Here is a 22,188-nt window from a genome sequence, read left to right on the forward strand (position 1 = left end):
GCTTGGCTAGTTGCCTGCTTCACCGTGTCAGTGGGGTCGCATTATAGGGAGATTCGAAAAGAGCGCAAGTGCTTTTTATAAAGAATTTGTTCGCATGCTTATCTTTTCAACAACGCACGATTTATCGCTCATTTATCACGCTTTCGCTGTTTAAATCTGCACCAATTTTGCACTAGCTTGCAGATAAAGTTCATTTTTTCAGCAACACACTAGAGTATTGGCTAATAATTCATTACCATAGTCAGGTTATTAACAGTTAGTTATCAATTCATTTATTCTTTAGAGATTATATTTATGCAGAAGTCATTCTTGATCGTCTTGGCCGTAGCCATTATAGGTGCACTCGCTATTTTTCAGATCGCACCCGATCTAAACGGTGCCATTGCTTTCTTTACTGGTGCCATCATCGCGAGCGTTATTTTTTCTCTTCAATCTAAAACGCCTGCCTCAACAACTGACAGCAACGAACCATATAGCGGTCCGACTATGACACTATATGTAGGTAACCTTCCTTATAGAGTACATGAGGGTGAAGTAAAGGCGTTATTCGGCGAATTCGGCCCAGTAAACTCTGTTCGCTTAGTTCGCGATCGTAAAACAGGGCGCCGTAAAGGATTTGGATTCATTGAAATGTCAGAGGCTGGTGCTAAGAAAGCCATGACTAAACTTAATGAGTTCGACTTCCAAGAAAGAACATTGAAAGTGCGCGAAGCTAAATCACAAGATTCAGATAAGAGCGACAACGCATAACAGGTGTTATAGCTAACCTAGATTAGTTGAAGAGCGTGACACTATTGTAGTGAATCCTTTTTCAGCTAATCGGGTTGTTAGCCCTACCGCTATATCTTCAGTTGTATAGATTGCCTCCCACACCTTATCTTGTTGCTCTGCAGCATCACCACTATCGACTTCACTTAATAAGTAACGCACCCTTTGTGCTACAGCTTTACCTGAATCAAGCAAAGTAACTCCTTTACCTAGCACCGACTGAATTTCAGCTGCTAAGATTGGGAAATGTGTGCAACCTAAGACTAAGGTATCTAAATTCGATAATTGAATCGGTTTAAGCTGTGACGCTAACTTAATTAAGTCAACTGTTTCGCCTGCTAGTTTTGCTTCAGCCAACATGACAAGTTCCGATGACCCAAATAAGTCGACCTTACAATCACCGGCAAACTCTTCAATTAACTCTCTTGTATAAGAACGCTTAATCGTACCAGGGGTCGCTAGCAAACCTATATGGTGAGCCTTTGAAATTTGCGCTGCGGGTTTGATTGCTGGTACAACCCCAACGATAGGGATCGAGAGCCTAGCTCTTAATCCCGGCAACACTAAGGTACTGGCAGAGTTACACGCAACGACAACCAGTACTGCATCGGTTCGTTTTACCTGTTCACAAATCAGATCTACACAGCCATTAATTAATACCGTCTCTTCAAGTTCGCCGTAAGGCAAGCGAGCATTATCGAATAGATAGCAATAGCCTTGGTCGGGTAATACTTTTTTGATCTCATCAAAGATAGATAGCCCACCAATCCCTGAGTCAAAAATAAGAATAGGTCCTGACACAAACATTCTCCGCTATAAAAAATATTTCGATATATATAAATGAACCTGCAGTAATGTCTCACTTGCGGCAGGATTAGCTATATTGCTTTAGAATTTTCCCACAACCTAGATAAAATCGGAAGCCAGAAACTGGACATCCCAGCTATCTAGTATAATATTCCGCCCCTAATTAATGCCAACGGTGATCAAGATATGAATTTAGCAGCAATGGATCCTACAACCTATGATGTGCAACTCGAAGCAAAGCGCGTCAAGTTAACCCAGTTATTTGCTGATTTTGATACCCCAGAACTAGAAGCATTCAGCTCAGAGCCAGCTCATTACCGTATGCGTGCAGAGTTTAGAGTTTGGCATGAAGGTGAAGATCTTTACTACTATATGTTCGATAAGGAACTTGATAGTAAAGTCCGTTGCGACCAGTTCCTGCCTGCGAGTGAACTTATCAACAAAATGATGCCAGCCTTAGTCGAGCTATTAAAGCCGAATACTATTTTGCGTCATCGTTTATTCCAAATTGATTTCTTATCGACCCTTAGCGGTGAAATCTTAGTATCTCTGCTTTATCACAAGCAGCTAGATAGCGAATGGGAGCAGCAAGCTAAGATATTAAAGCAAACGCTAAGTACTCAGTTTAACGTTAACTTAATCGGACGTGCACGTAAGCAAAAAATCATCTTCGATAAAGACTACGTGATTGAGTCTCTCATGGTTGCTGGTAAGCAACTACAGTACCATCAGATTGAAAACAGCTTCACTCAACCTAATGGTAAAGTATCAGTTAAGATGCTGGAATGGGCTATTGATGTCACTAAAAACAGTACTGGCGATCTACTAGAGCTTTACTGTGGTAATGGTAATTTTTCCATTGCGCTGGCACAAAATTTCGATCGCGTACTTGCAACTGAACTGGCAAAGCCATCGGTTGAGTCTGCACAATACAACATCCAGGCCAATCAGGTCGAAAACCTGCAGATTATCCGAATGTCGGCTGAAGACTTTACTGAAGCGATGGCCAAGAAGCGTAGCTTTAGACGTTTAGAAGGTATCGATTTAGACAGCTATAACTGCAATACCATTTTCGTTGACCCACCGCGTGCAGGCTTAGACGCTGACACTGTAAAACTGGTACAAGGTTACGAGCGGATTGTTTATATCTCGTGTAATCCACATACCTTAATCGAAAACTTAGCTGAACTGAGTAAAACCCATAAGATCACTCGCTTTGCACTGTTTGACCAGTTCCCATATACCGACCATATGGAGTCAGGTGTTTTTCTTGAAAAGAAATAACCTTCAACTGACACACTTGCTCTAAACAACAACGGCATCCCTAGGATGCCGTTGTTGTTTACGTCACTAACGCATTATTTCTGTTCTTTCTTATTTTGCAGTGCCTCAGAACCTTTCGCCACCATACGCAGTTGTATCACTAATCTGTCAGCTAATATCTTACGATCTGCTCGCTTCATATCTAATGCTGCGGCCCCCGCATTAAATACCAAAGTCACTAACGCTTCAGCCTGCGCATGCGCTAATTCTGGCGAGCGATTAGCTGTCGCTTCAGTGTAATGAGTCAACTCAGAAATGAAGTGCTCTATTTCACGGGCAACCGCTCCTCTAAAAGGAGCTGATGTCCCCGAACGCTCGTGCAGTAAAATACGAAATACGTTTGGATTGGACTCTAGTACTTCCATGAAGGTTTCAACCGAAATGCGAATAACGCTACCACCGGCTTCAGCACGTTGGCGCCCTTTACGCATCATCTGCCTCAGGGTTAAACCACCTTCATCTACCATAGTTAAACCCAGCTCGTTCATATCTTTAAAGTGGCGATAAAACGATGTTGGAGCAATATTGGCCTCACGGGCGACTTCGCGCAGACTCAGACTAGAAAAGCTACGTTCGGCGCTTAATTGATTAAACGCCGCATCGACAAGTGCTCGCCGAGTCTTTTCTTTTTGTTGTGCTCTAATGCCCATGTTGAACCTACTTACGAAAATTATTCCTTAAATAATACCGCTTTTTAACACAAAACGCAGCATCTACAAACTTGACCCATGTCACTATCCAAGTTAAATTAGCGTACAGATGTACGCTCAACAAGAGATTTAAAACTATAATGAAAAAACCTCCCCTCATCTGGATGAATGTGAGTCTATTTACCATCACATTTGCCTGCGCTGTAATATTCGTGCCTTGGTACGGTATCGCTTATGGCTTTGATGCCATTGAATGGATCGCCTTCGTGGTCCTCGCTTTTGCAAGTGGCCTGTCAATCACAGGCGGCTATCATAGACTCTGGTCACACCGTACTTATAAAGCTCATGCTTCGGTACGGTTCCTGTATGCTCTTGGTGGCGCATTAGCCCTGCAAAATAGTGCTTTACACTGGTCTTCTGACCACCGAGTGCACCATAAGCATGTAGATAACAACGATAAAGATCCCTATTCAGCAAAAATGGGATTTTGGTACAGCCATATTGGCTGGATGCTGCGTGAATACCAATCGCAACGCTACCATGACTATAAAAACGTTCGCGATCTACAAAACGATAAAGTCGTGATGTGGCAACATAAGTATTATCTACCGCTCTTACTTATAATGAACTTTGGCTTACCTATTTTATTGGGTTGGCTGAACGGCGATATCCTTGGCATGTTATTGTTAGCCGGACTGCTGCGCTTAGTGGTTGTACACCACTGCACCTTCTTCATTAACTCGTTAGCCCATATTTGGGGTTCTCAACCCTATACCGATAAGAACACCGCTCGAGATAATGGCTTCTTAGCACTCCTAACCTACGGTGAGGGTTATCATAATTATCATCATATTTTCGAAAATGATTATCGTAATGGTATTCACTGGTGGCAATACGATCCAACTAAATGGTTGATAAACGGATTAGCCTCGATAGGTTTAGCTACAAACCGTCGCGTTGTACCACAGGAACGTATTGAACACGCCCGTTTGCAAATGCAACTAAAGCGTACTCAAAATAAGGTGGCTCATTTGCCTAATAGCGAAGAGATCATCGACAAACTGCAAGCTGAATACGAAACACTAAAAACTCACCTTGCAGAGTATTACGACGCCAAGAAAACCTTGATTGAAGCCAAGCGTAAACAGCTTGCTGATAAGCAACTACTTAGCCAAGTAAAAGAACTAAAGTTACGCTTTAAGCAGCAACAAAAAAGCTGGCACAGTTTGACTGCAAGCTTTAGCTAAATTCAATGCAAATAGAAAGCCGCTATCAATACGGCTTTTTTTATTTTTACGGCTCTCGTTTTGCTAAACACAGCAAGTATCGTCCTTCAGGATAAGGTTCAAGTCTCAACTTGTGCTTGAGGTCGATTGAAGTCCCTCGGTTATGGGTCTATTATGATCGGCTACTTACCATTTTCAGGGCGTTTTAAGCTCATGTCAGATTCAGAAATCAAACTTACCGAGTATAGTCACGGCGCCGGTTGCGGCTGCAAAATATCACCCAAAGTGCTCGGCACGATACTCGCCACCCAACTGCCTGTTTTTGACGACCCTAACCTACTGGTGGGTAACCAAACCCGAGATGATGCCGCCGTCTATAAGTTAAATGAGACCACAGGCATTATCAGTACCACTGACTTCTTTATGCCGATAGTCGACGACCCATTTACATTTGGTCGTATCGCTGCGACAAATGCCATCAGTGATATCTACGCCATGGGCGGCACACCTATGATGGCCATTGCGATTTTAGGCTGGCCAGTGAATAAACTACCCGCAGAAGTGGCACAGAAGGTCGTTGATGGCGGCCGAAAAGCCTGCGCCGATGCTGGTATCATGCTGGCCGGAGGCCATAGTATCGATTCACCGGAACCTATTTTTGGTCTAGCCGTAACCGGCCAAATCCCACTAGAAGAGCTTAAGCAAAACGATACAGCAAAAGCGGGCGATAAACTTTATCTGACTAAGCCTTTAGGTATTGGCATTTTGACCACAGCACAGAAGCAGAAGAAGCTAGCGGATGCCGATTTAAATACTGCGGCAGAAGCCATGTGCCAGCTGAATATCCTTGGCCCTAAAATCGCTAAGATCCCGCAGGTTAACGCGCTAACTGATGTCACGGGATTCGGGTTAGCAGGCCATCTACTAGAGATGTGTCATGGTGCAGACTTACATGCCAAGATTGACGTGAGCTTACTGCCTTTATTACCTAATGCACGCCACTACCTAGAGTTAGGCTGCATTCCAGGCGGCACTCACAGAAACTTCGACAGTTACGGTGAACACTTACCGACACTCACTGATGAGCAAAAAGCGATTATCTGTGACCCACAAACCAGTGGCGGATTACTTATTGCTGTTGCTGCCGATGGCGAGGCGGTCTTAAAAAATCTGCTTACCGAAAATGGTATTGAACCCATTTGCATTGGTCAGTTAATTGAAAAGAATACGGCTACAACCGTGGAGCTTATTTAATGTCACTCAATAAAGTGCGTGCAAGCGAATATCGCCGAATACTCGTTAACGATCATCCAATAATGGATGCGCGCGCACCCGTAGAGTTTGAGAAAGGTGCCTTTCCTGCCAGTATTAATCACCCTTTAATGGAGGATGAAGAGCGTAAAAAGGTGGGTACTTGCTATAAAGAACGTGGCCAAGAAGCTGCGATCAAACTCGGTCATTCACTGGTTCATGGTGACATAAAGCAGCAAAGAGTCGATGCTTGGCTAGACTTTTTCAGCAAGAACCCAGGTGGCTACCTTTATTGCTTTCGTGGCGGCCTCCGTTCTCAGTTAACTCAACAATGGTTAAAAGAAGCAGGCCTAGATATCCCCTTTATCGAAGGGGGTTACAAAGCGATGCGTCAGTTTCTCATTGAAACCATCGATGATGCGCCAAACGTGAAGCCAATGCGGATCCTTAGTGGGATCACCGGTAGTGGTAAAACAGATTTTCTACTAAAGCGGAAAGAAGCCGTCGATCTAGAAGGGCTTGCTCACCATCGTGGCTCTAGCTTTGGTCGCTATCATGAAGCACAACCAAGCCAGATAAACTTTGAGAACGCACTCGCTGTCGCGCTATTAAAGCACCAAGACAGTGATGCCAAGCATTTACTACTTGAAGACGAGAGCTACCTAATTGGTCGTTCAGCCTTGCCCCAAGCTTTTTACGCAGGGATGCAAGCTGCTGGAGTATTGGTCCTAGAGGAATCTTTAGATGCAAGACTGACACGTCTTCTTAATGAATACGTGCACAAGATGCATTCTGGTTATATTCAAAGACTGGGTGAAGAAGAAGGCCTTGAGGCATTTGCCCAATACCTAGCGCAGAGCATTACCGGCATCAAAAAACGCCTAGGTAACAAGCAGCATGATGAGTTTCAAGCAATAATCACTAACGCGCTAACTATTCAGACGAGTCAAAATGATACCAGTGCGCACTTAGAGTGGATTGAAATGCTACTGGTAAAATACTACGACCCTATGTACCAATATCAAATCGACAAAAAAGCCGACCGAATTATCTTTAAGGGTGATCATCAGGCTATGCACCAGTGGCTAGATAACCAATAACGCCAAACTTACACCTCACTCGCACTCATGGTGTTATAAGCACTATTAGCTGCAAGTGGGGTGACTACTAATGTTAGCTTATTTCCACAGCTGTTATCTGTCACCGTCTTTACCGCAACTAACTTAAAATCTGCAAAATCAGTGTGGTTTATTAACTGGGTTAGCGTACCTTGATCGACACAAACTAGGCTATCGAGCTGCATATTCTCTCCCGCATGCCAACATAAACGAGACATCATTCCGGCCAAAAAACGATGCGTCTTCATCTGTTTACATAAGCTTGGTGCGAACAACATAGGATGGGTAAAACTTCCATAGATCAGCAATATGTCACGCCAAGATAGACTCTTAGTCACCACTAATAGTCTGGAAGATTGATGAAGCAACTCAGGATCTAGCAGCTGAGTTTTATGCTTAACTCTGCGGATAAAATAACTAGCAACACGTAAAAATAATTCAGGCCAACGCCAAAGCAATAACAGTAGCACCACCAGATTAGAGGCTGCCAATACCAGAAACAGACGCTCTATAGGCCACTGCAATACATTCAACACCAGCATGGAAAAAATTGCTGAGCTCACCATAAATAACGCGTTGATAATATTATTACTGGCTATCGCCTGAGCACACTCCCCCTCTTTTGCTCGCGCCTGAATATAGGTGTAAAGCGGTACAATGAATAACCCACCTCCGACGCCAATCATAAATAGATCGAACATCAAGCGGTAATGAGCGCTATCAGCGATAAAACCTTGAAGATGATACAGAGTATCGAGTGACACCTTATTGGGCAGAGCAAAATACAAGTCGATACCAAAGACAGCTAAGATCCCGAGACCGAGCGGCATAATACCCAGTTCAACTTGCCTGTAAGACAGACGCTCGCATACAAAAGAACCGCCCCCAATACCGATAGAGAAAAGCGTTAATAGTAACGACACCACGGTGGGATCTGCATGCAAGGTAATACGCGCAAAATTAGGGAACTGCGTCAGATACGTTGCCCCCACAAACCAAAACCAGCTAATCGCCAAAATAGCGGTCCAGATCCCAGGCGTTTTCCGCACCTTTGTGATATTCGCCATCGTCGCTGAAACAATCGAGAAATGAGGCTTGATATCTGAGTGCGCTGGAATGCTAGGAATGAACCAACTGGCAAGCATACCAATCAGCGCCAAAATAAACACACTGGCGGCAGCCCAATAAGTCGCATTATGACTCGCTACAATAAGCCCTGCCGAAATAGTACCGATTAAGATCGCAAGAAAGGTGCCCATCTCGACCCATGCATTACCAGAAACTAACTCACCACTCTCTAGCACTCTAGGAAGCAGAGAGTACTTCACCGGACCAAAATAGGCAGATTGTACGCCAGTAAGAAACAGCAGCAACAACATGACTAAATAGCTATGGCTCAAAATGGCAAATATCGCCACCGTCATAATCATCAATTCTAGGAACTTGAGTCTGCGGATCAATAATGCCTTATCAACATAATCGGCAATCTGCCCCGCATGGGCTGAAAACAGTAAAAAAGGTAGGATAAAGAGACCAGCAGCCAAGTTTACAAATAGATTTACATCTATCGGTAACTCATCGAGTTGCGAATAAGCCACCAAGAGCAACAGTACATTTTTAAACACGTTGTCATTCAATGCACCTAAGCATTGAGTCACAAAGTAAGGAAAGAAGCGTCGGCTAAATAACATCAGCCAGAGATGTGAACGGGTTTTTGATATGTCATTAGCAACCTAGGCTCACCTTCACCAAAATAATCGACTTCAAAAGCTTGCTCGGTAAAACCACAGCGTAAATACAAGGCTTTCGCCGGGTTGTCTGGCGCTACTGTCAGGTTGATTTGATTAACCTCTCTAGGCAATGTCGCTAACAGAAGTGAGATGAGTTTGGTGCCAACCCCTTGGCCGCGAGCGCTGTCAGCGACGGCAACCGATAAGATCCAGCAAACACTCGCTTTAGCACTCGTCGACGCCAATAGATAACCAACAATATTTGCGTTGACATCCTTTGCCACCCAAAAACCATTGGGCCAACAGTCTAGTGCTTGTCTGAAGAAAAAATCTGGGTAGCAATGCCCGGCGAAACACTCGCGTTCTAGTGCATCAATCGCGGCAAGATCTTGCTTACACGCGATTGAAATCTGAGTTGAATCATTCATTGATAAGGATTTGGTCCCACTCCAGTGCTGGCGCACCGACCACGATAAAATTAGGGTTTTCTAAGCTTTCTCGCTCGTTGTAGGTTAGCGGTTGTAGATTCAGATCCATGATCTGGCCACCGGCTTCCTCGACAATAATCTGCGCGGCGCCGGTATCCCACTCACCCGTTGGTCCAATACGCACATAGCAATCTGCACGGCCTTCTGCAACGAGGCAACTCTTAAGCGCTGCGCCACCCAATACCACTAGTTCACAGTGCTTATTGTGATTAAACAGCTTAATCACTGATTGTGGATCTTGGCGGCGACTTACCGCTAAGCGTAATGATTCAGAACCATCCTTACTCAGCTGCTTACTCGTTATACGTACTTCAGCGCCATCTTTACGCTTGTAGGAGCCTAAACCTGCAATGCCGTAATAACACACTTCAGTCATTGGCACATACACTACGCCCAAAATCGGACGATTGTGCTCAACTAGCGCAATAATGACCGAAAAATCACCGCTGCCCGCTATAAACTCTCCCGTACCATCCAATGGGTCCACTAACCAGTAGCGTTGCCAGTCACGGCGTTGTGCGAACGGAATATTGGCATCTTCTTCTGATAATACGGGGATATCGGGCGTCAGCGCTTTAAGCGCATTGGTAATGATTTCATGGGCGGCGAGATCTGCAGAAGTCACTGGCGTATTATCAGATTTAATCTCGCGTTCGAAATCACCTTTCTGATAAATATCACGAATTTTCTGGCCTGCTAACGTTGCAATTTCAATGACTTGATCTACATAATTCTCTGGCTTCATAACTACTCCAACAGCCTAATACCCATGACCTACGTTGTTTTTACTATCTTAGTTGTAGATGTTTTTGCGCTAAAAATAAAGCACTTACGCTACGCGATTCTGAAAAATCTTCTTCGCTTAATAGATCTTGCCATTGTGCTAACGGCCAAGGAACCATGTCGATAGGTTCAGGCTCATCACCTTCTAGGCTACTTTCATAAAGATCTTCAGCTAAAAAGATCTGCATCTTACTGGCAAAATAACCCGGCGCTAAGCTTAATTCCATTAAATGCGTTAGCTTTCTCGCGCCGTAACCTATCTCTTCTTGAAGCTCGCGGTTAGCAGCCTCATGGGCTTCTTCACCGGGATCGATTAAGCCCTTAGGAAACCCGAGTTCATAGCTATGAGTACCTGCAGCATATTCTCGACCGAGTAATAACTCTGTGCCATTGAGCACAGGGACCACCATCACGGCTCCACGATTATTACCTTTCATGCGTTCATATTGGCGCTCAACTTGATTAGAAAACCGCAAGTGCACCTGTTCAATTTGAAACAGTCGACTTCTAGCTACGATTTCAGCGTGCAAAATTTCCGGTTTCTCATTCTTTTTAGTCATACACATCCCAGTGCCGCTGCCGACTTGTCATTTAATTCAGTATAATCTTACTATTGTTCACCCAATCTACAACATGAATTTTCTAGGATCGCGTAACTATGTTTCCATGGAACGAAATTGATACCGTTTTACTCGATATGGATGGGACTTTACTGGACCTGCATTTCGACAATCATTTTTGGCTACAGCTGATCCCTAAGGTACTCAGTGAACAGCGAAATATCTCTATTAAAGAAGCCAGCGACTGGGTTGAGCAGTGCTACACCAATGTAGAGGGAACCTTAAACTGGTACTGCCTCGACTATTGGGAGCAGCAGATGGGGCTGGATATTATGTCGCTGCACCGCACTTTAGCTGAACGGATCCAGCTACGCCAAGACAGCATGCCTTTTTTAGATGCGCTTAAACACGCCGGAAAACAGCGTATTTTGGTCACTAACGCCCACCCAAAGAATTTAGGCTTAAAACTAGAGCATACCGATTTAGCCTTAGGGCTCGACAGTATGCTCTCCAGCCATGAAACTGGTTACCCGAAAGAACATCCATTATTTTGGCAGCATCTATTTAAACAGTTTAATTTACAGCCTAGTCGCTGCCTGTTTATCGATGATAACGAAACCATATTAAAAGCAGCAAAACTGGCGGGTGTGGGTTACCAACTAGGAATATCTAACCCTGATAGCCAAAAACCCAATAAGGTATTCGATGATTTCCCTGCCATTGAAGATTATCACCACTTGCTAGATGAGCTGCTTAAGCAATCGTAAAATAGAAACAGAACAGTAAAAAGTCCACCTTTTGAACTAGGTGGTTTAGGGCTGAAAACAGAAAAGGCGCCAATTAGGCGCCTTTTACTATTAACAAAATAGTTGAACTAAATAGGTAAGCGACCTTGATAAGTGATCGGGTAGTAACCTTGGCTGTCCTTCTTGCCTAAGAAAGATAGCGCCTTTTTCAAGTCATCCGGCTGGGTATTCACTTCGCGAATTTTGGCGTTCACTTGCACCATTTTTTGATCCGCCAGTACAATTGTACCGTCCAAACCTAACCCATTTAGCTTCTCATCAGTGGTCAATTCAATTTTACCATCGAGACAGGCTAGGCCTAGCGCAATATCACCCAATGGATATTTACCAAACTGGTTAGTGACATTCACTTGGTTTAAAAACAACTTACCCGATAGCTGTTCGCACCAAGGCAAACCTTGCTCAAAGTTGTCGACCAGTACACTTAAGTCGCCGTTAACTTTAGTTCTAAAAGGTAAGTTAGTGCGTCCTAACAAAAAGCTGCTTGGCGCTTCAAATCTTAAGCCTGAGGCGTCGAGTCCTGACATTGAATAAGCTATGGTACCTTTACCGTTAACCGCACTTGCACGGCTACCAATCACCACATCGGCCTTAACGGTTCCCGTTAGCAACGACCAAATATTCAGGTCCCACGTTATCATTTCCACCTGGCGTTTTTGCACACTCAGCGTTGCAAGACTGCCCGCCCAAATCGTGCCAGACACCCCACTAATAGCTACATCTTTTGGCAAGGGGGCCAGCTTTACAGCAACACTGGCCGGAAATAGCACCACTAAAAATACTAAGTAGACTACAAAGCCCAGTGCGATCTTTTTTGCTAATTTCACTACAACACCTTACTTGGACAGCTGAATACGACGAACATTAACGTAACCTGGGGTGTCAGACTCGGCTAAGTCTAAACTTTCTAACGATAATCCCTTTTTCTGTACCAATTCATTCAAATAATTTAGCAAGGTATCGAAAGGCACTTCATCCATCCACACTTGAATTTTATTTCCTTGTGGCTGCATTCGAGTAATGGTGAGTCCAAATGCACTAGCGGTTTGGTTAACCGCCGCACTCAAGCTACCTCTAAATGCGTTACTACTGCCGCTTTGCTTCAGCCCTGCAATACGGTTGGCGGTTTGCTTAACGTAATTTAGCGTGCTTTGTTGGCCCTCTAGCCTACGCTCTGCTTCAGCTTCCGCATTAGCGATAGGGGTCCATACACCCCAATACAAAATACCGATGACCAATACCACACCACAAGCTGCAACCATCTGCTGCTCGCGTAGTACTAACCCACCCCACCAAGCTTTAAAGTTTTCCATCTTATTTGCTCCTTATGGTTAAGGTGCTGGTGACTTGAGATTCACCGCTATTCATCGCACCACCATCAAGCTTGTAAGAACGCGCAATGATCTCTTTAAACTTTTCAATCTGCTCATAGTTCTTGGCTGTGACCTGCATGCGAATTTCATTGCGGTTACTGTCAAAGCGCAATGTTGTCGGCTTAAGCTCTGGTACTTGCGCAAACGCATCTTTCATACCGCTTAACATGACAAAGAATTCGCTACCACTGCCACCACCTTGAAGGGTACGTACATAGCTTTCCATCTGCGAACGCAAGTTCACTACACGCGAGCTACCAGGCACCACTTGCTTATAAATCTGCTCGCTTTGCACCTGCAGTGCATCGGCATCGCTATTCATTTGATGAATATTGAGGCCTTTATTCACTAATGCCAAAACAATAATCACAATAAATGCGATCGCTGTATTACGCCATAACGTTAGATGTTTACCGTACTCTTTCTTTGGCTTATAAACGCCAGAAAGTAGATTCATCGGCGCATTCAAAATACCTCTAGCCAGTACTAACATAGGCAGGTCTAGCGGCTGAACTTTGACGTCGGTGCCCGCGAATTGCAGTTCGGTATAACCCGCAACAGACACTGGTGTGCTGTTCGTTGCGCTCAGCAGTTGCGGCAAGGCCACATCAAGCCAGCTTTGGCTCAAACTGACTCCGCTACCTTCACCGGTACGCACTAAAACCTCTTTGCCAAAACTCATCGCAGCCCAGTCACACTCAGCCAATGGCAAAGCCAAGCAATCTGGTACGATACATTTAGCCTTCAGCCCTGCATCACTAAGCCACTCTATCCAAGCTTGCATCTGTTCGTGTGCGACAACAGCGATACTTAAGGCATCACCCTCTCGCGGCCCCGTCACAAAGTGCAACTCATCAACATTTTGAGCAAGGTTCTCTTCTAGCATAAAAGGCAATGCCTTTACCGCTTGGCGCTGACTTTTTTCTGGCAGCTCAACTTGCGTCAATGTAATGCTTGAGGCAGGCACTAATACGTCAACCGCACGATTACCTGCTCTTTCAGTAAGAGTCGATAGTGCACTGGCATCGCTAAGCTCGCCAGAACCTATAATTTCTTGTTCCTGCTCAGACCAAACAAGCCAAGAGCAAGGCTGCTCGGCAGTTTGTCCTAAACGGATAAATAGTCTTTCACTCACTGAGTTATCTCCACGCGTCTCTTTAACGTTATTAAAGGACTGTTGTTATTTTTGCCCACCAAATTGGCGGGATAACACTTCTAATTTTTTACTGTCGCCGTACAGCACGCTTTCTAATCTAAATATAGCGGTATCCACTTTGGCCCCAGCTTCGAGCAAAAAGTACTTACTCGTTACCCCAAAACTCGATTTGAGTTTGGCATCACCTGCTAAAGACGCGATTGAAGAATTTTCCCAAAACTCATCAATCTTATCGTAGCCATCGAGCGGTCGCTGATTGATAATACTTTCAGCCTCACCAACGGAAATTTTATTATCTAACATACCTGCGATTAACGCTGCTTGCTCTACAGGGACGGTATTGACGTTCAAAACCTGCGTCGTATTGCCCGGGATCGCACATACGTAAGGTGCAAGTTTAAGGTAAATATCCTGGGTAAAGCCCATCACAGCTCGCAGCTCACTCTTATGACTCATCAAGGTATTCGCTGCTCGATAAGGCACATTACGTGACTCATACTCGGCATCTTCTGCGCCATATGGCCCTGCCGTCTGATCTTCATCGATATAGTCTTTAGCCGTCTGTGCTAATCGCTCCGCAGCGAATTCGTCCATTCCCAGCGCGACCAGCAAACCTTTAAATTGCACCGCGGGGAGTGGCATTTTAGGTTGACCATTCTCAATGGTCTCACTAGGCGCAGATAACGAGTTAACGTTAAAACAAGATCGCATATCGCTAATTTTACCGGCTATTTCGCCCTTTTCTGCTGGAAATATCACATCAGCCAATGCCCAGTACTGCTGTAAATTTACCGTGTCTGAATCTTCTAAGTCTTGTTTCAGTACCTTTTTTGCGATCTCTTCAGCGGAAATCGCATACCAAAAAGCTTGGTCATACTGCGCCATGTTCAATGTGCGCCTAACCGACAGCTGATTACGAGAGGTAATATTGGTAGCAATAATCGCAACCATGGCCACAATCAAGAGCACAACGATAAGGGCCACGCCACCTTGTTTATTGCGCATGCTTATTCACCCGGCCCTTTGCCATCTTGCTCTTTACCATTATCTCGGTTGCCATCGGGTACTGATTGATCGTTACCACCATTGCTAGTGTCGTCATTACTTCCAGCAAGCGCCCCCGTCGGCACTAAGAATTTACGTTGAACTTTACCCATATCTTCAAATTCAATTTCCATTGCGATCGCTTTGGGTAATTTAGTTGCGTCGGTCTTACGCTCCCACTTATCATCTGCGAAAAAGGCGTATTCAACTGAAATGACCTTATCCATAATCACGGTTTTAATCGGCTCTGCGCCAATTTCAGGCTCTGGATAAGGGTAATACCAACGCTGTAGTTGCCCGTCAATCACCACATAAGCGACCGACTGCAAACTTCCTCTTGGCAATAAGCCATCAGGATTTAACCAACCTAAGCGAAAAAATACCAACGACTCAGATTCCGAGTCGAGCATATTGCTGCCGGTCTGGAAAACCGTTGTACCTCGCCCACCCTCAAGCAATCTTGGTGTTCGCGCTACCATTTGGTTTAGATCGCGTTCAATCACCCCAAAACCTTGCTGCATCGCCTTTAACTTGGTGGCAAACTCTCTGGTTGCGGTATCGTTTTTCATCACGGTACTCAACACAGTATTGGCAGCCAAACCTAGCATCGCAAAAATAGCGATGGCGATGAGCATCTCTAGCAAGGTAAAGCCCCGCTGAGTTTTAATCTGCTTTAAGCACATAACTGCTCACTTCAGCGATGGTTCGCGAAAATCGTTCATCATCGCTGATACTTATACGGATCATTCTAAAATTATCATCGGTCGTTTTAACGACCTCTTTACGCCAATACCAGTCTTGATTGGCTAACTCTACTTGACCGTCTTTGCGACCAATTTCGGGAAACTTAGTCTCGAGTCTGGCATCAACCATCTGGTTATGAGCCACCCATTGCGCCATGGTGCGTTCTTCTAAAATAGGCATATTGCCGATCTGTTCGCCTAGGCTTTTAGTGATTGATACTGCAGCAATGGAAAACACTGCTAAAGCGACAATCACCTCTAGCAAGGTCATGCCTTTTTGCTTATTCAACCTAGTCATAAGACTTCTTCATCTTCAAAGCCCATTCGCAAGCGTCCGAGGGCATCACCAAACACCACCACCTCGATATCTTGCTTCATCTCATCTTCACTCACAAAAGACAGCTCAAATGCGCTCATCTCACCACTGGGAAATAGTAAGATTTGTGGCTCAGGGAACTTCTTTTTGTCGTCTTCAGACTTTTCAATAAGTGGTTCATCAAACCAAGAGTCTTGCTCTTCATCTTCTTGCACTAAAGGCAAGCCATCGAGCACTAAAACCAATTCAACACCTGGCTCCATCTCACGCTCAGCAAGCAACCTGTCTTGCGCTAATGGCTTCCACTTTCCTTCATCGTAATAGACATATTTGTAACCGGTGTCTTCTATAACAATACCGATGAAATGACCGCTTAGGACGGTTTCATCTAGCACCATTTCAGTGGACATCATGAACTGCAGCGCGGTTCGCTCCAGCGCTTTTTCTTTGCTGGCACCACCCATGCCTAAGGTGACTGCAGTCGCAGCAAGCCCCATAAGCAAAACAACGAGCAACACCTCCATTAAGGTGAAGCCCGTTTGGCGCGCTAGGTTAACTCGCGGCGTGTTCATTTTATTGGAAATTTTGCAGATTCCAGTTACCGATATCATCTTCTGTACCGGCTTGACCGTCTGGTCCCGTACTGAAGATATCTAACTTACCGTTTTCACCTGGGCTCAATAGCAGGTAGTCATTGCGCCATGGATCTTGTGGTAGACGCTTGACATAACCGTCTGCACGGTAGTTACGTGGCTCTGGAGAAATTGTTGGCTTTTGCACTAATGCTTCAAGACCTTGTTCAGTCGTTGGGTACACACTGTTATCCAACTTGTACATGTCCAAGGCATTTTCTAATGCAACAATATCTGAAACCGCTTTCTGCTGGTCAGCTTTATCTTTGTTACCCATCAAATTAGGTACCACCATAGAGGCCAAAATACCTAGAATAACAATCACCACCATCACTTCTAATAGGGTAAAACCTTGTTGCTTATTACGTGTTTGCATTAACAAATTCCTTAAACTAAAAAACTCACAACTTCAGTGACAAGCGAGTTGCCACTAACAGTGAGTATTAACCACTAATCATATTATTCAGCGCTAAAATTGGCTGAAGAATAGCAAGAACAATAAATAGAACCACAGCAGCCATGCTAACAACTAACATAGGTTCGAACACCCCTAAAGCGATAGTCACATTGGACTCAAACTCTCGGTCTTGGTTATCGGCAGCACGCTCAAGCATCTGCTCAAGCTGGCCACTTTTTTCACCTGAGGTAATCATATAGAGCATCATGGGCGGAAAAAGTTTGGTATTGGCAAGCGCCGTGCCCAAACTTGTACCTTCTCGAACCCGTAGGGTCGCATCCTCAACAGCCGTTTTAACCTTAACATTGACCAGCACGTCACTGGCAATGCGCATTGCATCAAGCAGAGGCACTGAACTTGCGGTCAAAATACTTAAGGTTCGCGCAAAACGCGCCGTGTTAAGACTCTTACTCACTTTGCTGATCACTGGTAAACGCAGCAACATACTGTCGTATTTCATGCGATTTTTAGGGGAGACCAGCAAACGTTTAGCAATAAAGAACAGACCAACAATCGCGACCAATACAACCAGTCCGTAATCTCGGATAAAGTCAGACGATGCAATCAATAGCTCGGTCGTCCAAGGTAACTCTTGCCCCATATGTTCAAACTGACCAACAACCTGCGGAACAACCGCTGCAAGCAAGATGGCAATAACACCTATGGCGACCACGGTCAGCACGATAGGATAAATCATCGCCTGGGTCATTTTACTTTTGAGCTGTTGACGACGCTCGGTGTAGTCAGCAAGGCGATTCAAAACCACTTCTAAATGGCCCGACTTTTCGCCAGACGCGACCATAGCGCGATATAGCTCATCAAAAATATGCGGGAACTCTGCCATCGAGTCAGCGAGGCTATAACCCTCTACCACTCGCGAGCGAACTGCCATAATCATGCTAGCTAAGCGGTCTTTCTCACACTGTTGACCCACCGCTTTTAACGCTTCTTCAACGGGTAAGCCTGCTGCTACCAAGGTGGCAATTTGGCGAGTAATGAGTGCCAGCTCTGCCGTAGAGATACCACGCTTTAAAAAGCTTAAGCCTGCTGATTTGGCTTTACTCTCTTTGTCTACCACCGGGGTAATTTCCAGTGGCATTAAGCGCTGTTCTCTTAACTGCGTTCGGGCATGTCTTGCCGTATCGGCCTCGACCACACCCTTTTGCTGTTTACCGGTTTTATCTAATGCTTTGTATTCAAATGCTGGCATCGCTTACTCCTCTCGAGTGACACGCAGCACTTCTTCAAGGGTCGTTTTACCCGCAAGCACTTTACTCATACCGTCATGACGAATGCTCGGCACTGATTGACGAATGTGTTTCTCGATAGCGAGCTCGCCTCGACCAGTATGGATAAGTTCACGTACGGTATCATCGACAGTTAATAACTCATGAATACCCGTACGGCCACGGTAGCCATTGTGACCACATGCCAAACATCCCTTGGCACGGAAAATAACCCGTGTATCGTCACCGGTAATACCTAACAACTCTCTTTCACGATCATCTGGTATGTGCGCCTCTTTACAGCTTGGGCACAGAGTACGAATAAGACGCTGAGCGAGTACGCCGAGTAAACTTGAAGAAACCAGGAAAGGCTCGACACCCATATCTTGCAAACGGGTAATCGCGCCCGATGCAGTATTGGTATGCAAGGTTGAGATAACCATATGGCCTGTTAGCGATGCCTGAACGGCAATCTGCGCGGTTTCAAGATCTCGGATTTCACCAATCATCACCACATCAGGATCTTGACGCAAAATAGCACGTAAGCCACGGGCGAAGGTCATATCCACTTTAGTGTTAACTTGAGTTTGACCAATGCCTTCAAGCTCATATTCTATTGGGTCTTCAACCGTAAGAATGTTGGTGTCTTTTGAATTAAGTTCAGTCAGACCTGCGTACAGCGTGGTACTTTTACCCGAACCCGTTGGACCGGTCACCAAAATAATGCCATGTGGTCTACGAATAAGTTCATCAAACTTATGACGCACAGACTCCGTCATACCCAGCTGCTCTAAATCTAAATTACCGGCATTTTTGTCGAGAAGACGCAACACCACTCGCTCACCATGACTTGATGGCATAGTCGATACACGTACGTCTACCGCACGGCCAGCAATACGCAGTGAAATACGCCCATCTTGTGGTACGCGCTTCTCTGCAATATCTAGACGCGCCATCACTTTAATACGCGATACTAACAAAGATGAAAGTTTACGATTCGGCTTGAGGACTTCTTTCAAAATACCGTCAACACGGAAGCGTACAATTAACTGCTTCTCGTAGGTTTCGATATGAATATCTGACGCTTCTTCTTTGATAGCCTCAGATAACAATGCGTTAATTAACTTAATAATCGGCGCATCATCATCGCCCTCTAACAAGTCTTCAGTTTGTGGCAACTCTTCGGCAAGAGTGAATAGATCCATCTCATTGCCAATATCTTCCATCATCTGTTGCGCTTCAGAGGAGTTAGCCTGATAAACTTGAGTTAAACGCGACTCAAACGCAGCATCTTCAAGCTGAATAAGCGGTAACTCTTTACCGCAATAACGGCGCACCTCAAGCAAGGCGCTCAACGGTGTGCTTTGCGCATGATATAGCGATAATTCACCTTCATCAGTCGCCAATGCCACTTTAAAACGGTGTGCGAAGGCAAATGGCAAACGCTCTTTGCTATTTGAATGAAAGACCAGATCGGCCTCTTGTTCAGATACTAGCCCAAGCTCGTTAGACACTTTTGCTAGATCTTCATCGGCTTGAATTTGACTCTCACTCATCTGCGGATTCTTTATCTGTCACGGTTTCAGCATCGGTAGTTTGTTTGCCGCTATCAGCGTCTTTACTATCAGAGATGCTCTTAAGTGTCGGGTCGGTTTGACGCATCTTAGTGTCTAAGCCTTTACCTGCTTTGTAACGATTTAGTACTTCGTTAACATCATCGGGTAGATACGCTTCTTGATCCCACTCTTCGAGAATAGGCACATCGGTATTTGGCATTAAGTTAACGCCACGCTCTTGCTGCTCAAGCTGCAATGCGCGGAAGTAGTTGTACTTACGCCCAGCAATACCTTCCATAGTGATACCATCACGAATAATCGTTGGCTTAATAAATACCATCAAGTTGGTTTTTTTCTTACCGCTAGAAGACGACTTAAACAGATGACCAATAATAGGAAGATCGCCCAAGAATGGTACCTTTTGCACCGACTCTTGTACTTCTTCTTTAATCAAACCACCAAGCACCACAATTTGGCCAGAATCTGCCATCACGGTTGTTGTTAAACGGCGAGTAGCAAACGTCACGTCGACACCGGTTTTACCATTGATGCCAGACACTTCCTGTTCAATCGTTAGCTTAACCGAGGTTCCTTCGTTGATTTGTGGTACCACTTTAAGCTTAACGCCCACCTCTTTACGTTCAACGGTTTGGAATGGGTTGCTGTTACCATTACTGGAGTTTTGGCTACCGGTAAGAATAGGCACTTCATCACCGACGATAAATGAGGCTTCTTGGTTATCAAGCGTGGTAATTGAAGGTGTTGCCAATACATTTGACTTAGTATCGCTTGAAACGGCTTGGATCAAGGCGCCAAAGTCGCCCATCGCCACACCCCACGCCATACCGTTGACCTTACCCAGTGCTTGCGCAAGTAAAGTGATGTCGCCTCGGGTATCTGGGTTCTCGGTACAAATAGTGCCGTCACAAACGGTTGATCCCTCTTCCCCTTGCGCCTGCCAAATACCTGCACCAATTTCACCAATGGTAGGACCTAAGTTATTAAACTGAGTTCCACCGCCAGCTTCTGTCGCCCACTGAATGCCAAAGCCAACATCATCGCCTTCTCCGACCTCAACGATAATCGCTTCAACGAGCACCTGTGCGCGGCGAATATCGAGCTGATTGATGACGCTTTCAATGGTGCGCATCTGATCTGGCTCGGCACTGATCACCAAAGCATTGGTATCGGCATGCGCCATAATATTGATTTCGTTACGACGCTTACTGCCACCGCCTTGAGGCGCGCCCTTGTCATCAACAAGCTGCTCAGCAAAGCCCGTTAGCACTTCAACTAAGTCTTCTGCATTAGCGTAACGTAAGTAACGCACCTTAGTGTTGCCACTGTTTGCTTGTTCAGCATCCAGTTTTTTAATGAGTTTAACCACACGCTCACGGCTTTTTTCATCGCCACTCACGACGACGGCATTGATACGCTCGTCCGCTACAACTTTTGGCGCCTGACCCGGCATCTGTGCTTGGTTTGCAGTAGAGCGATAAAGGGTATCGATGATACGAACAATTTCACCCGCTGATGCGAATTCCAGTTTTACCACTTCAACAGCGGTGTCACCTTGCTTATCAACACGACGAACAATTTCGACTAACTTATTCACCACAGCCGCACGGCCAGAAAGCATCAATACGTTTGAAGGATCGTAGTTAACAACGTTACCGCCACCGGCATTATCGTTAAGCTGCCTAAGCAAAGGGGCAAGCTGCTTAGCTTCGGTGTTATAAAGGGCGACAATACGCGTCACCATCTCGTCGCCGAGTCCTGGTGCATTATCATCGGCAACACGGATAGCAGCCGTCTTAGCATCTTTATCTTTAATCACCTTGATAATGTTGTTGTCCATTTCGACAACCGCATAACCATAGACTTGCAATACATTGAGAAAGAATTGGTAGTATTGTTCGTCAGTAAGTAGATCGTAACTACGAACGTTTATTTTGCCACGAACGGTAGGGTCGACAATAATTGTCCGGTCCAAGTTTTTACCAACAATATTGATAAACTCTTGAATATCAGTGCCTTTAAAGTTAGCCGCATATTGCTCAGACCAAGCAAGTTGAGGCGCCAATAAAGAAGCCCCCATCACCATACCGGCGATTAGTCTGCGTCTAATCCGCTTATTATTCATTGTTATACTTCCCCTAAACCCTTTCGTTGCGG

The 22,188-nt window shown here is 45.1% G+C and carries 23 protein-coding genes; 6 read left to right on the forward strand and 17 right to left on the reverse strand.

What is annotated here, in order from left to right:
- The first annotated feature begins 294 nt into the window (after positions 1-294).
- On the forward strand, positions 295-750 hold the full coding sequence (locus tag ACVBIK_RS18250) for an RNA recognition motif domain-containing protein (RefSeq protein ID WP_447161100.1): 456 nt from the start codon (positions 295-297) through the stop codon (positions 748-750).
- Positions 751-762: 12 nt separating this feature from the next.
- Here the strand turns inward: ACVBIK_RS18250 and murI are convergent, their stop codons facing one another.
- A complete protein-coding gene (gene murI, locus ACVBIK_RS18255; RefSeq protein ID WP_447161099.1) occupies positions 763-1,569 on the reverse strand; it encodes a glutamate racemase in 807 nt (268 codons plus the stop codon).
- Positions 1,570-1,761: 192 nt separating this feature from the next.
- Here murI and trmA point away from each other — a divergent pair, with 192 nt between their 5' ends.
- A complete protein-coding gene (gene trmA, locus ACVBIK_RS18260) occupies positions 1,762-2,859 on the forward strand; it encodes a tRNA (uridine(54)-C5)-methyltransferase TrmA (protein ID WP_447164605.1) in 1,098 nt (365 codons plus the stop codon).
- A 74-nt stretch (positions 2,860-2,933) separates the two neighbouring features.
- Here the strand turns inward: trmA and fabR are convergent, their stop codons facing one another.
- Positions 2,934-3,548 carry an HTH-type transcriptional repressor FabR gene (gene fabR / locus ACVBIK_RS18265; protein ID WP_447161097.1) on the reverse strand — a complete coding sequence of 205 codons (615 nt, stop codon included), beginning with the start codon at positions 3,546-3,548 and terminating at the stop codon, positions 2,934-2,936.
- A gap of 140 nt (positions 3,549-3,688) precedes the next feature.
- On the opposite strand from fabR, the gene ACVBIK_RS18270 reads away from it, so the two are divergent.
- The 3 genes from ACVBIK_RS18270 (at position 3,689) to mnmH (ending at position 7,125) form a co-directional block, all read left to right on the forward strand.
- A complete protein-coding gene (locus ACVBIK_RS18270) occupies positions 3,689-4,795 on the forward strand; it encodes a fatty acid desaturase (RefSeq protein WP_447161096.1) in 1,107 nt (368 codons plus the stop codon).
- A 192-nt stretch (positions 4,796-4,987) separates the two neighbouring features.
- Positions 4,988-6,028 carry a selenide, water dikinase SelD gene (gene selD / locus ACVBIK_RS18275; protein WP_447161095.1) on the forward strand — a complete coding sequence of 347 codons (1,041 nt, stop codon included), beginning with the start codon at positions 4,988-4,990 and terminating at the stop codon, positions 6,026-6,028.
- A complete protein-coding gene (gene mnmH, locus ACVBIK_RS18280) occupies positions 6,028-7,125 on the forward strand; it encodes a tRNA 2-selenouridine(34) synthase MnmH (protein ID WP_447164603.1) in 1,098 nt (365 codons plus the stop codon). The genes selD and mnmH overlap by 1 nt, the downstream gene beginning before the upstream one ends.
- 8 nt (positions 7,126-7,133) lie before the next feature.
- Here the strand turns inward: mnmH and ACVBIK_RS18285 are convergent, their stop codons facing one another.
- Genes ACVBIK_RS18285 through nudE form a run of 4 tightly spaced genes read right to left on the reverse strand, consistent with a single transcriptional unit; the run spans position 7,134 to position 10,704 of the window.
- Positions 7,134-8,834: an MFS transporter gene (locus ACVBIK_RS18285; protein WP_447170235.1), complete on the reverse strand. Its 1,701-nt coding sequence runs from the start codon at positions 8,832-8,834 to the stop codon at positions 7,134-7,136.
- Complete coding sequence (locus ACVBIK_RS18290) at positions 8,834-9,301, reverse strand: GNAT family N-acetyltransferase (RefSeq protein WP_447161092.1); 468 nt, start codon at positions 9,299-9,301, stop codon at positions 8,834-8,836. The genes ACVBIK_RS18285 and ACVBIK_RS18290 overlap by 1 nt, the downstream gene beginning before the upstream one ends.
- Complete coding sequence (gene cysQ / locus ACVBIK_RS18295) at positions 9,294-10,106, reverse strand: 3'(2'),5'-bisphosphate nucleotidase CysQ (protein WP_447170236.1); 813 nt, start codon at positions 10,104-10,106, stop codon at positions 9,294-9,296. Before cysQ ends, ACVBIK_RS18290 begins: the two co-directional genes overlap by 8 nt.
- A 43-nt stretch (positions 10,107-10,149) precedes the next feature.
- On the reverse strand, positions 10,150-10,704 hold the full coding sequence (gene nudE, locus ACVBIK_RS18300) for an ADP compounds hydrolase NudE (RefSeq protein WP_447170237.1): 555 nt from the start codon (positions 10,702-10,704) through the stop codon (positions 10,150-10,152).
- Positions 10,705-10,802: 98 nt separating this feature from the next.
- Here nudE and yrfG point away from each other — a divergent pair, with 98 nt between their 5' ends.
- On the forward strand, positions 10,803-11,471 hold the full coding sequence (yrfG, locus tag ACVBIK_RS18305) for a GMP/IMP nucleotidase (RefSeq protein ID WP_447161089.1): 669 nt from the start codon (positions 10,803-10,805) through the stop codon (positions 11,469-11,471).
- 107 nt (positions 11,472-11,578) lie between these two features.
- On the opposite strand, the gene ACVBIK_RS18310 is transcribed toward yrfG, so the two are convergent.
- From ACVBIK_RS18310 to gspD, 11 genes are all read right to left on the reverse strand, one after another.
- Complete coding sequence (locus ACVBIK_RS18310; RefSeq protein ID WP_447161088.1) at positions 11,579-12,337, reverse strand: type II secretion system protein N; 759 nt, start codon at positions 12,335-12,337, stop codon at positions 11,579-11,581.
- Between the two features lie 9 nt (positions 12,338-12,346).
- On the reverse strand, positions 12,347-12,823 hold the full coding sequence (locus tag ACVBIK_RS18315) for a type II secretion system protein M (protein WP_447161087.1): 477 nt from the start codon (positions 12,821-12,823) through the stop codon (positions 12,347-12,349).
- A 1-nt stretch (position 12,824) separates the two neighbouring features.
- Entirely contained in the window at positions 12,825-14,018 is a 1,194-nt protein-coding gene (gene gspL, locus ACVBIK_RS18320; protein WP_447161086.1) for a type II secretion system protein GspL, read from the reverse strand.
- Positions 14,019-14,063: 45 nt separating this feature from the next.
- Positions 14,064-15,044 carry a type II secretion system minor pseudopilin GspK gene (gene gspK, locus ACVBIK_RS18325; RefSeq protein ID WP_447170238.1) on the reverse strand — a complete coding sequence of 327 codons (981 nt, stop codon included), beginning with the start codon at positions 15,042-15,044 and terminating at the stop codon, positions 14,064-14,066.
- Between the two features lie 2 nt (positions 15,045-15,046).
- On the reverse strand, positions 15,047-15,766 hold the full coding sequence (gene gspJ, locus ACVBIK_RS18330) for a type II secretion system minor pseudopilin GspJ (protein WP_447170239.1): 720 nt from the start codon (positions 15,764-15,766) through the stop codon (positions 15,047-15,049).
- Entirely contained in the window at positions 15,747-16,115 is a 369-nt protein-coding gene (gspI, locus tag ACVBIK_RS18335) for a type II secretion system minor pseudopilin GspI (protein WP_447170243.1), read from the reverse strand. Before gspI ends, gspJ begins: the two co-directional genes overlap by 20 nt.
- 5 nt (positions 16,116-16,120) lie before the next feature.
- Entirely contained in the window at positions 16,121-16,714 is a 594-nt protein-coding gene (gene gspH, locus ACVBIK_RS18340) for a type II secretion system minor pseudopilin GspH (RefSeq protein WP_447164600.1), read from the reverse strand.
- A 1-nt stretch (position 16,715) separates the two neighbouring features.
- On the reverse strand, positions 16,716-17,150 hold the full coding sequence (gene gspG, locus ACVBIK_RS18345; protein ID WP_447161082.1) for a type II secretion system major pseudopilin GspG: 435 nt from the start codon (positions 17,148-17,150) through the stop codon (positions 16,716-16,718).
- A 67-nt stretch (positions 17,151-17,217) separates the two neighbouring features.
- Positions 17,218-18,441: a type II secretion system inner membrane protein GspF gene (gene gspF / locus ACVBIK_RS18350; RefSeq protein ID WP_447161081.1), complete on the reverse strand. Its 1,224-nt coding sequence runs from the start codon at positions 18,439-18,441 to the stop codon at positions 17,218-17,220.
- A 3-nt stretch (positions 18,442-18,444) separates the two neighbouring features.
- Positions 18,445-20,013 carry a type II secretion system ATPase GspE gene (gene gspE, locus ACVBIK_RS18355; protein ID WP_447161080.1) on the reverse strand — a complete coding sequence of 523 codons (1,569 nt, stop codon included), beginning with the start codon at positions 20,011-20,013 and terminating at the stop codon, positions 18,445-18,447.
- Positions 20,006-22,156 carry a type II secretion system secretin GspD gene (gene gspD / locus ACVBIK_RS18360; protein WP_447161079.1) on the reverse strand — a complete coding sequence of 717 codons (2,151 nt, stop codon included), beginning with the start codon at positions 22,154-22,156 and terminating at the stop codon, positions 20,006-20,008. The genes gspE and gspD overlap by 8 nt, the downstream gene beginning before the upstream one ends.
- Between the last annotated feature and the right edge of the window lie 32 nt (positions 22,157-22,188).

The sequence above is a fragment of the Shewanella sp. 125m-1 genome (genome assembly GCF_052977065.1).